The sequence below is a fragment of the Micromonospora globispora genome, assembly GCF_003857015.1.
GTDB classification, from domain to species: domain Bacteria; phylum Actinomycetota; class Actinomycetes; order Mycobacteriales; family Micromonosporaceae; genus Micromonospora; species Micromonospora globispora.
In genome coordinates this window covers 1-9,578 of sequence record NZ_QGGF01000329.1, presented here as the reverse complement: position 1 = coordinate 9,578, position 9,578 = coordinate 1, and the positions used below count along the sequence as shown (strand labels likewise).

Sequence of the window (9,578 nt, the reverse complement as noted above, 5' to 3'; positions counted from 1 at the left end):
GCAGGCCTCGGAGGAGGGGTGGGCGGCCGGCGTTGATGCGGTGGGCGTTGGTGACGACGCCGGACTGGGCGGCTTGGCGGAAGATCTGGGTCAGCCGCACCCGGGGGATGGTGGGGGCGGCGAGCAGGTCGCGCAGGACTTCTCCGGCGCCGACGGAGGGAAGCTGGTCGACGTCACCGACGAGGAGCAGGTGCGCGCCGGGTGCGACGGCCTTGACGAGTTTGTTGGCCAGGATGAGGTCGAGCATGGAGGCTTCGTCGACGACGAGCAGGTCGACGTCGAGGGGGTTGTCCCGGTCGTAGGAGGCGTCCCCGCCGGGGCGTAGTTGCAGCAGCCGGTGCACGGTGGCGGCGGGGTGGCAGGTGAGCTCGGACAGGCGTTTGGCGGCGCGGCCGGTCGGGGCGACGAGGGTGACCTTGGCCTTCTTCGCGGCGGCGAGTTCGACGATGGAGCGGACGGTGAAGCTCTTGCCGCAGCCCGGCCCGCCGGTCAGCACCGCCGCCTTCGAGATCAGGGCGAGACGGACTGCCTGCTCCTGCTCGGCAGCGAGGTCGTTGCCGGTGCGTGCCTTCAACCACGCGAGAGCCTTGCCCCAGTCGACGTTCGTGAAGTGGGGCAACCTGTCGGCCGGCGTGTCGAGCAGACGGTGTAGGGAGCTGGCGAGGGACTGCTCGGCGCGGTGGAACGGCACCAGGTACACCGCCTGCACCGCCTCCCCGTCCCCGGCGGGCAGCGTCTCGCTGACGACGCCCTCGCCGGCGACCAGGTCGTCGAGGCAGCGGGTGACGAGGTCGGCGGGCACGTCGAGGATCTTCGTCGCGTCGGCGACCAGCTCGGGAGCAGGTAGGTAGCAGTGCCCGTCATCGGTGGCCTCGGACAGGGTGTATTGCAGGCCGGCCATGACGCGCTGGGGGCTGTTGTGGGGGATGCCGACGGCTTGGGCGATGGTGTCGGCGGTCTTGAAGCCGATGCCCCACACGTCCGCGGCCAGCCGGTACGGCTCCTTGGTGACCACGTCGGTGGAGGCGTCGCCGTACTGCTTGTAGATCCGCACCGCCAGGGAGGTGGAGACGCCGACGCCTTGCAGGAAGACCATCACCTCCTTGATGGCCTTCTGCTCCTCCCACGCGGCGGTGATCTTCGCCGTGCGCTTCGGCCCCAGCCCGGGCACCTCCACCAGGCGGGCAGGTTCTTCCTCGATCACCCGCAGGGTGTCCAGGCCGAAATGGGCGACGATCCGCTCGGCGAACACCGGGCCGATGTCTTTCACGAGGCCGGACCCGAGGTAACGCTGGATGCCCTGGATCGTGGCCGGCAGCATCGTGGTGTAGGAGTCGACCTCGAATTGCCGACCGTACTTCGGGTGCGACGACCACCGCCCGTGCAGCCGCAGGCTCTCGCCCGGTTGCGCGCCGAGCAGCGCCCCGACCACGGTCAGCAGGTCGCTGCCACGGTCGGTGGCCACGCGGGCAACGGCGTACCCGGTCTCCTCGTTGACGTATGTCAACCGCTCCAGCACCGCGTCCAGGACGGCAAGCGGCGGACGGGCTGGCGTGGTCACGCCTGACATCGTGCCGCTTGCCGCCATGGCGCGGACACCCGCCTGCCCGGTCGCCTGGAACCGCTTGCCAATAGCCCTGTGCCCACTTGTTCGATTAAAGAAAATTTCCGCTCGATCTCTTGCACGTGCCAATGCTTGCCGCCGACAGTCTGGACCACCACCAACCTTCGACGCACGTCGATGTATTTCCCGGTGGGCAGCTGAGGAGGAAGCATGGCACCCGTCGTCCCCCGCCGCAGAAGCCGCCTCGTCACACTCGCTGTAGCCGTCGTCGCCGGCCTGACGCCGGCCGTGCTGTGGGCGCTGCCCGCGCAGGCGGCCGCGCCGCTCTACACCGCCTTGGGCGATTCGTACGCCTCGGGCGTCGGCACCCGCACGTACTACTCCGACGGCACCAGCTGCTACCGCTCCCCGTACGCGTACCCGGTCCTCGACGCGAACCAGATCGGCGCCAGCCTCACCTTCGCCGCCTGCTCCGGCGCGAAGGTCGCCGACGTGTCCAACAACCAGCTCGCCAGCCTCAGCTCCTCGACCAACTACGTCACGCTCACCGTCGGCGGCAACGACGCCGGCTTCACCAGTGTCATCACGCAATGCGCCAAGCCCTGGCCGTACACCTGCTGGGGTGACATCGACAACGCCAACAACTACATCCGGAACACCCTGCCCGGCACCCTGGACACGCTCTACAACAAGATCCGCTCACGGGCGCCGTACGCCCGAGTGGTGATCGTCGGGTACCCGCGCCTGTTCAACGAGAGCGACTGCCAGTCGCTGTCCCGGATAAGCCCGGGGGAGCAGGCGGCACTGAACGACACCGCCGATCTGCTGAACCAGACCATCCAGGCCCGGGCGGTCGCGCACTCGTTCCCATTCGTGGACCCGCGAACCGCGTTCACCGGGCACGCCGTCTGCGACTCCATCGAATGGATCAACGGCCTGTCGGACCCGATCATGGAGTCGTACCACCCGAACCGCACCGGCCAGTCCAGCGGATACGCCCCGCTGATCAAGAACACCATGCTCAGCACGATGGCGGCCGCCGACAAGGCATAGACACCGCCCCCGGGTACCGGCCGGCGGACACGCCCAGCCGGTACCCGGCTTCGTCGCATCACGGAAAGGCTTGTACTGCATCAGGAAACGTTCGCCCTGTCTCGGGTAATCGACGCCTTATCGCCCCTACTTTCCACGACACGTGCAACCTCGAGGCGTCGGCGCCCCAGGCCCGACGCACATCTGACGGATGCCCGATGTAATCGTCATTCCGCAGCCAGCCTGCCCAACTGGCCCCGCCGCGACGACTCAGGCGGCCCACCGCGATCCTGCTCGCGCCACTTCGATCCCGCCGTAGTGGTTGATATTGAGGTGGACGCGGCCTATGAGCACCACTGGTGGCGTCACTGCATCCTGTACGCGCGCACCAGCCCGGACATGTCGGTGTACGACGTGCCGCTGATCCTCGACGAAGGCGAAGATCCCTTCTCCGGCTACGCCAGGACCGCCTGACTGACCTCGGTCGGTGCCATTCAGGAAGGGCGCGTGAACGGACTCCGTGATCAGCCACGATGATCAGTCACGGAGAGCTCGGCGGGGATTCGGTGGTGCGGCCGCCTTTGCCGCCGCGGGCGGTGTTCCACGGCCCGGCGTACCTTGTTCAGGGCGTCGGTGACCCAGGACACCAGATGGTACGAGTCCAGGCAGCGCACTGCCTGCGGCGCGCGCGCCGCGACGATTCAATGCGGGTGCGCCGGGTGTTGATCATCATGGCGTCGGCGTCGGGTACGCCGGTGCCGGCGATCGCCAGGCTGGTCGCGGCTCATGAGGACACGGTGCGTGATGTGATCCACACGTTCAACGAGATGGGTCTTCGTGCGCTGGACCCTCAGTGGGCGGGAGGCCGTACCCGCCGGATCAGCGACGGCGATGAGGCCTTCATCGTCGCGACGGCCACCACGCGTCCGGGCAATCTCGGGCGCCCGTTTACCTGCTGGTGCCTGCGTAAACTCGCCGACTACCTCGCCAACCATGCCGAGCGGCGGGTGGTCATCGGGCGGGAAAGGCCGCGGCAGCTGGTGCGCGACAACCGGGTCAGCTGGGTGCCTACCCCACATGGGCCGGGCTACAGGCAGTTACGGTCGCGCCGCCGGGCGGCGCGCACGATCGGCGGCATAGCGGTCAGTGTTCGTGCTGATCCATCGCCATCTCCACCGCGATGAAACCCCCGAGCCGGGTGGTTCGCGGCCATGGTGGCGCCTCGGGCTTCCGTATCCAACTGAGATGGACAATCGCGAACGTGTCGTCCGACAAGCGGAAGACCACCGAGTCACAGCCCTCGCACTTCGCCACGGCTGCCAGGGCAAGACCATGCAGTTCATGGCCCGCCGCGATCTCAGTCGCTGCCTCCTGCTCGAACGTCCGAGCGCTCTCGCCTTCTAGACGAAACCAGGGCTCGCGGAAGTCGGCTGAACTCACATACGCAGGGTGCCACGGAACGCGCGCTCATCGGCATGTCCGCGCGCGGCCCCAGGGACGGGCTGGCCACGCTCTGTGACGCGCGGTCCGCGATCCTGGGCACATTCCCTCGTACGCCGACGGTCCCCTTTGCCGACGTTCGCCCGCGGAACAGGTCTTCGTGAGCACGGACAGCGCCATGCTGAGCATCCGTACCTTCTTCGTGCCGACGCCGGAGCGGCCCGAGGCGACGCTCCGGATCGAACTGCGCGACCACGGTCCCGCCGGAGTGTTCGGCGTTGGTCGACACTCCGGCCCGGCGTCGACCAAGGTCACGTGTACGCATCCGCGATCCGTGCGTCACGCATGTGACAGTGGCTCGTGCCGAACAACCGCAACTGCCGATGAGCGGACATCCGATCTTCCAGGGCAGGAGCGTCTACTAGGGCGAGGCCGGCTGCGTCGCGTGTTGTCAATCTGCGGGTGCCGGCTCGGTGGGCCGCGGCGTGAAGAAGCGGATGATGTCGTCGGCTGCGGTGGGGGACAGCATCATTGCCTGGACTCGTGCGGACATTTCGGCGATCGGGTGGGTTCTGATGAACATCGCCTCCTCGTACGTCCGGATCGCCGAGTCGGGGTCGGCGGGGTTGGTGGCGAGTTCGGCGGCGAGTTCGGCGGCGTCGAGCATGGCTTGGTTGGCGCCCTCGCCGACCAATGGACACCCCCGCGCCGCAGAACCCCAACGCCGCGCCGGCACCGTCGACCACGGTGCCGGCGGACAAGCAGCAGGTGGCGGCGCAGTGGGACGAGTGGAAGTCGCACCAGCGGCTGACCGGGCCCGACGCCAAGCCCGACTTCGCGAACCCCGCGCAGATGAACCACTTCATCTGGTACCAGACGCACGAGTGGACGCAGCCGTACCCCGGCGAGGACAAGATCTTCGCGCCGGAGGACGTGCCGGGCGCCTACATCCCGTCGTCGGAGTCCGACGACTGACGTAGGCTGATCGCGTCAAGGGGCCCCTGACCGGCGTCACCGCTGGCCAGGGGCCCCTTCTGTCCTCTGTATGGCACGCACCTCGAGGTCGCCGTCCACACGGGCGGTGGCCTGCGCGAGCAGTACCACGCCAGCCGGTCGATCGCTGCCGACCTCTCCGGCTGGGGCTGGGGGCGCCGGCAGATGGTGGCGACTCGGCCGAGTGCGCTGGGCGGAGTCGCACCGGTTGCTCGCGCTGCGATGCCGGGACCTCGCTAGAAGCCCATCGCCTGCCTCCGCAACGTGCTTCTGAGGCGCAGCTCGTGCAGCGACGCCGCTGTCAAGCTGTCAACCGGTACGGCGCTTTGCCGGGTTCAACCAGTACGACCGGGCGGGCTGCGGCGTGGGTCACCGCAGTGGTGAAGCTGCCGTCGGCGAACTGGGCCACCGGCCCGCGCGGGGACCGGCCGACCGCAATGACGCGCGCGTCGACGTCGTCGGCGTGCTGAGCGAGGACCCGACCTGCAGCGGCGTGGTCGCCGACGCTGGCGAGTACCTGACCGGTGGCGGCGATGCCCTGCGCGGCCAGCCGGTCGAGGTGGCCCAGGACCGCGGAGTGTGCCTGCTCGGCGTCCTCGGCGTCGATGGCCAGTTCCTCGACTACGGCGGTCTCGCGGACGTGGACAACCTCCAACGGGCGGCCGGCGTCGCGGGCGATTGCGGCGGCCGCGTCGACGATCTTGGCGGCGTCTTCGGTGGCGCCGACCGCGACGATGACAGGTTGGTAACCAGCCGGCGGTGTGGCCCCGACGCGCTGCAGGCTCGGGCGCACCGTCTCCCCCTCGACCAGGCCCTTCTCGGCCGCGGCGACCAGCTTGTGGCCGGAGGCGAGAACGACGATGGCCAGGATGAAGGTGACGCCGCCGAGGTAGAAGGGGACGCTGAGGTTGGTGGCGTCGGCGAGCTTGCCCGCGGCGAATGGGGCGAGACCGCCGCCGATGAACCGGACGAAGCCGTACGCCGAGGAGGCGACCGGCCGCTCCACCGGCGAGACGAGCATGACCGCCTGGGTGGTCAGCGTGTTGTTGATGCCGATGAACGCGCCACTGACGATGACCGCACCGATGACCGCCGCCGGGGTGTTCACGCCGATCGCGATGATGGCCATGACGATGCCGAGGCTGAGCAGGTTGACGTAGAGCACCGGCGCGGTGCCGAACCGCGCCTGCAGCCGCGGGGCGAAGAACACGCTGAAGGCGGCGACCAGCAGGCCCCAGCCGGTGAAGACCAGGCCGAGCTGGTGGGCGTTGAGTTCCATGGGGTACGGCGCGTAGCCGAGCATGGTGAAGAAGCCCCAGTTGTAGAGCAGGGCCATGATGCCCATGGTCAGCAGGCCGCGGTGCCGCAAGGCCTTGAGCGGCGCGGCCAACGATGTCTTGTGCTCTGGCTTCGGTAGGGCCGGGACGAACGCGACGGTCGCGACGAGGGCGATGAACATCAGCGCCGCGACGCCGAAGAACGGTCCGCGCCAGCTGATGCTGCCGAGCTCGCCGCCGAGCAGTGGCCCGACCGCGATGCCGAGACCTAGCGCGGTCTCGTACAGGATGATCGCCCCGGCGAAGCCGCCGCTGGCCGAGGCCACGATGACGGCGAGGCTGGTCGCGATGAACAGGGCGTTGCCCAGGCCCCAGCCGGCGCGGAAACCGACAATGCCGCCGATCGAGTTCGTCGTGCCGGCGAGCGCGGCGAACACGACGATGAGGATCAGGCCGACGACCAGTGTGAGCTTGGCGCCGATGCGGCTGGATACCCAGCCGACTACCAGCATCGCGACCGCGGTCACGACCAGATAGCTGGTGAACAGCAGCGACACCTGGCTCGGCGTGGCGTGCAAGCTGCTGGCCAGTGCGGGCAGGATCGGATCGACGAGCCCGATGCCCATGAACGAGACGACACAGGCGAACGCCACGGCCCAGACGGCACGCGGCTGCTTGAACGGGCTCGGGGCCGTCCCATGTGATGCGGTCATTTTCAGGTTCTCCTGAAGGTGGTGTTTGTCGATGCGGGTATTCAGTCGGACGCCCGGGCCTCGACGAGCCGGGCGAGCGCGGGTAGCGCGGCGGCGATAGCGGCCTGATCCTGCGGATCGAGTCGGTCGAGCAGGTGCTGCAGGGCGTCGGCGCGCTCCGCACGCCGGCGCCTGACGAGGTCGAGGCCGGCGTCGGTCGCCTCCACCAGAACGGCGCGGCGGTCGTCGCTGTTCGCGGTGCGGCGCACCAGACCCTCGCGTTCCATGCGGGTAACCAGCTGCGTCATCCCTGGCTGGGAGACGCCCTGGGCGTGAGCCAGCTCCGTCAGCCTGTGGGGTCCGTCACGTCCGAGACGGTTCAGCGCGGACGAGGCTGCCGTGCTGAGACCGCCGGCGGTGGAGACCTGGCGGATGAGCGTCACGAGGTGCTCGAGCACCACAACCAGCTCAGTGCCGGAGGCATTCGAGTGCATAACCCCATTATGCATAACCTGCTTATGGATGTAGCACGCCGCCTGCAAAAGTGACCTGGAACTCACTTCCTGGGTCGTACCGCCTGGGTCTTTCCCAAGGGCGACCGGCTCAGTCCAGGTGGGGTGCGTCTTGCGCAGGCAGTGGTATACAGCCGTACGGACGGTCGCTTACTCCGCGAACGCCTCGTACCGGCGCGGCAAGTGATGCGGATCCTGGCGCCCGACCAGCGCCCAGGGCGCGACGCGGCACGGGATCACCCCACATCTCGCCCGCAGCTCGCCAGTATGTGCCGAGATATATCGATCTGTTCCTTATCCCAGGTACCGCTTCGGTCAAGCTTGCGCAGTTGGCGGGGTGAGACCCCTTGACGATCCAACATGATCGGGCGTAAACACAGAGGAAGCCACATCGAAACGGCGGTGAAACCAAGTGATGTACGCCGAGGAACGGCAGCAGGAGATCCTGCGCAGAGCCCGGGCCCAGGGGCGGGTTGACGTCATGGTGCTGGCCGAGGAACTGGCGGTGACCAGCGAGACCATCCGGCGGGACCTGACCGCGTTGGAGCGTGCGGGGGTACTGCGCCGCGTACACGGCGGCGCGATCCCGGTCGAACGCCTCGGTTTCGAGCCCGCCCTCGCCGCCCGGGACGCGGTGCTGACCGCGGAGAAGGAGCGCATCGCCAAGGCCGCGCTCGCCGAGGTCCCGGAGGAGGGGGCGATCATCATCGACGCCGGCTCGACCACCGGGCGGCTGGCCCAGGTGCTGAACACGGAGCGCGAGCTGACCGTGATCGTCAACGCCCCGCCACTGGCCACCCTGCTGGCCGCCCGACCGAACCTCAACGTGATCATGCTCGGCGGCCGTGTCCGGAGCCGAACCATGGCGACGGTCGACGACTGGGCCATGCAGGCGCTTTCCCAGATCTACGTCGACGTGGCCTTCATGGCGACCAACGGCTGCTCGGTCGAGCGCGGGCTCACCACGCCGGATCCGGCCGAGGCCGCCGTCAAGCGGGCGATGATCGCCTCGGCCCGGCGTACGGTTCTGCTCGCCGACCACACCAAGTTCGGCGACGACTACCTCGCGCGCTTCGGCCGGCTCGCGGACGTCGACCTCATCATCACCGACACCGGGCTGAGCGCCGCCGCCGCCGGCGGGCTGCAGCACGCCGGTCCGGAGGTGATCCGGGCGTGATCCTCACCGTCACCCTCAACCCGAGCCTGGACCGGGCCGTCGCCATCGAGTCCCTGGTGCGGGGCGAGGTGCTGCGCGTCGCACCCGCACACCTCGACCCGGGCGGCAAGGGGGTCAACGTCTCCCGGGCCCTGCTCGCCAACGGCGTGCCGTCGCGGGCGGTCATTCCGTGCGGCGGCCCCGAGGGGGAGCAGCTGGTGCGGCTGCTGGCGGCGGAGGGTGTACCCATGATCGCCGTACCGATTGCCGGCCGGACCAGGTCCAACATCACGCTGGCCGAGCCGGACGGCACGATCACGAAGATCAACGAGCCCGGCCCGGCGCTCTCCGGCGCCGAGCTGAAGGCGGTCGTCGAGGTGGTGCTCTCCGCCGCCGGCTCGGCCGACTGGGCGGTGGTCTGCGGCAGCATCCCGCCGTCCCTGCCGGTCGAGGAGTTCAGCGAGCTCTGCTCCCGACTGATCGACGCAGGCGTCCCGCTCGCAGTCGACACCAGCGGCCCGGCGCTGGTCGCCGCGGCGGCCGCGGGAGCGTCGCTGATCAAGCCCAACCGGGAGGAACTCGCCCAGGCCACCGGGCGGGCCGTCAACTCGACCGAAGACGTCGTCAGCGCCGCCCAGCAGCTGCGCGCCCTTGGTGCAAAGGCGGTGCTGGCCAGCCTCGGCGCCGAGGGCGCCGTGCTGGTCGATGCGGACGGCGTCGTCACCGGAATCGCACCCGTCGCCGAGCCCCGCAGCAACGTCGGGGCCGGGGATGCGCTGCTCGCCGGCTTCCTGGCCGGCGGTACCGCCGGGGCAGAGGCGCTCGCCGAGGGCCTCGCGTGGGCCGCGGCGGCGGTCAGCCTGCCGGGCAGCCGGATGCCCCGGCCCGGCGACCTGCGCCGCGACCACGTCC

Annotated in this window: 11 protein-coding genes and 1 pseudogene; 6 read left to right on the top strand and 6 right to left on the bottom strand. The window is 69.3% G+C overall.

The window, feature by feature from the left end:
- A partial coding sequence (recD2, locus tag DKL51_RS16290) for an SF1B family DNA helicase RecD2 (RefSeq protein WP_124812209.1) occupies positions 1 to 1,570 on the bottom strand: 1,570 nt, incomplete at its 3' end.
- 204 nt (positions 1,571 to 1,774) lie between these two features.
- Between recD2 and DKL51_RS16285 the strand changes: the two genes are divergently transcribed.
- The gene (locus DKL51_RS16285; RefSeq protein WP_109943745.1) at positions 1,775 to 2,617 is read left to right on the top strand and encodes an SGNH/GDSL hydrolase family protein; all 843 of its coding nucleotides are present in this window, start codon (positions 1,775 to 1,777) and stop codon (positions 2,615 to 2,617) included.
- A gap of 297 nt (positions 2,618 to 2,914) precedes the next feature.
- Positions 2,915 to 3,070 carry a hypothetical protein gene (locus tag DKL51_RS34970; RefSeq protein ID WP_165823061.1) on the top strand — a complete coding sequence of 52 codons (156 nt, stop codon included), beginning with the start codon at positions 2,915 to 2,917 and terminating at the stop codon, positions 3,068 to 3,070.
- Positions 3,071 to 3,120: 50 nt separating this feature from the next.
- On the opposite strand, the gene DKL51_RS37490 is transcribed toward DKL51_RS34970, so the two are convergent.
- The gene (locus DKL51_RS37490) at positions 3,121 to 3,297 is read right to left on the bottom strand and encodes a transposase (RefSeq protein WP_109943744.1); all 177 of its coding nucleotides are present in this window, start codon (positions 3,295 to 3,297) and stop codon (positions 3,121 to 3,123) included.
- On the opposite strand from DKL51_RS37490, the pseudogene DKL51_RS16275 reads away from it, so the two are divergent.
- A pseudogene (locus DKL51_RS16275) lies at positions 3,295 to 3,669 on the top strand (helix-turn-helix domain-containing protein); the annotation flags it as partial. The gene DKL51_RS37490 and the pseudogene DKL51_RS16275 sit on opposite strands and share 3 nt — an antisense overlap.
- Before the next feature lie 70 nt (positions 3,670 to 3,739).
- Here DKL51_RS16275 and DKL51_RS16270 read toward each other — a convergent pair.
- Both DKL51_RS16270 and DKL51_RS16265 read right to left on the bottom strand, forming a co-directional pair.
- Positions 3,740 to 4,036, bottom strand: a complete 297-nt coding sequence (locus DKL51_RS16270) for a hypothetical protein (RefSeq protein ID WP_109943743.1) — start codon at positions 4,034 to 4,036, stop codon at positions 3,740 to 3,742.
- Between the two features lie 451 nt (positions 4,037 to 4,487).
- Entirely contained in the window at positions 4,488 to 4,703 is a 216-nt protein-coding gene (locus DKL51_RS16265) for a hypothetical protein (protein ID WP_185734820.1), read from the bottom strand.
- 26 nt (positions 4,704 to 4,729) lie between these two features.
- On the opposite strand from DKL51_RS16265, the gene DKL51_RS16260 reads away from it, so the two are divergent.
- The gene (locus tag DKL51_RS16260) at positions 4,730 to 5,011 is read left to right on the top strand and encodes a hypothetical protein (protein WP_207783769.1); all 282 of its coding nucleotides are present in this window, start codon (positions 4,730 to 4,732) and stop codon (positions 5,009 to 5,011) included.
- A 319-nt stretch (positions 5,012 to 5,330) separates the two neighbouring features.
- Here the strand turns inward: DKL51_RS16260 and DKL51_RS16255 are convergent, their stop codons facing one another.
- The gene (locus DKL51_RS16255; RefSeq protein ID WP_109943742.1) at positions 5,331 to 7,019 is read right to left on the bottom strand and encodes an MFS transporter; all 1,689 of its coding nucleotides are present in this window, start codon (positions 7,017 to 7,019) and stop codon (positions 5,331 to 5,333) included.
- Between the two features lie 41 nt (positions 7,020 to 7,060).
- Complete coding sequence (locus tag DKL51_RS16250; RefSeq protein WP_207783768.1) at positions 7,061 to 7,492, bottom strand: MarR family winged helix-turn-helix transcriptional regulator; 432 nt, start codon at positions 7,490 to 7,492, stop codon at positions 7,061 to 7,063.
- A 433-nt stretch (positions 7,493 to 7,925) separates the two neighbouring features.
- Here DKL51_RS16250 and DKL51_RS16245 point away from each other — a divergent pair, with 433 nt between their 5' ends.
- Positions 7,926 to 8,687: a DeoR/GlpR family DNA-binding transcription regulator gene (locus tag DKL51_RS16245; protein ID WP_109943741.1), complete on the top strand. Its 762-nt coding sequence runs from the start codon at positions 7,926 to 7,928 to the stop codon at positions 8,685 to 8,687.
- Positions 8,684 to 9,578 (top strand): 1-phosphofructokinase family hexose kinase (locus tag DKL51_RS16240; RefSeq protein ID WP_148097803.1); only part of this gene is annotated, 895 nt, incomplete at its 3' end. The genes DKL51_RS16245 and DKL51_RS16240, both read left to right, overlap by 4 nt.